Annotated in this window: 1 protein-coding gene; it reads left to right on the top strand. The window is 61.4% G+C overall.

Annotated features, from left to right (window positions below; all coding sequences use genetic code 11):
• Window positions 1-228, top strand: a 228-nt coding sequence (locus Q8X48_RS30110) for an immunoglobulin-like domain-containing protein (protein WP_407802708.1), incomplete at both ends; no start/stop codon positions are given.

Below are 228 nucleotides of genomic sequence, written 5' to 3'. Positions count from 1 at the left end.
CACCGGTCCGACCATCGTGACTGAATCCATCAAGGACGCAGTGGGCGGTAACCTGGAACTGGTGTCGCCAAACACAACGCCAGTGACCACCACGGTCAACGATGTCAACGACACCACCACGGTGACCCTGACCGCCACCCCGAGCGTGGATGAAAACGGCACCATCACCTACACCGCGACCCTGACCGATGCCCAAGGCAAACCGGTCACTGCGCAGAACGGTCCGGT

This window comes from Pseudomonas sp. QLc11A (assembly GCF_052112305.1).
Taxonomy (GTDB): Bacteria; Pseudomonadota; Gammaproteobacteria; order Pseudomonadales; family Pseudomonadaceae; genus Aquipseudomonas; species Aquipseudomonas laurylsulfatiphila.
Note: the sequence above shows the minus strand (reverse complement) of the source record. Positions and strands in the feature narration are given on the sequence as shown.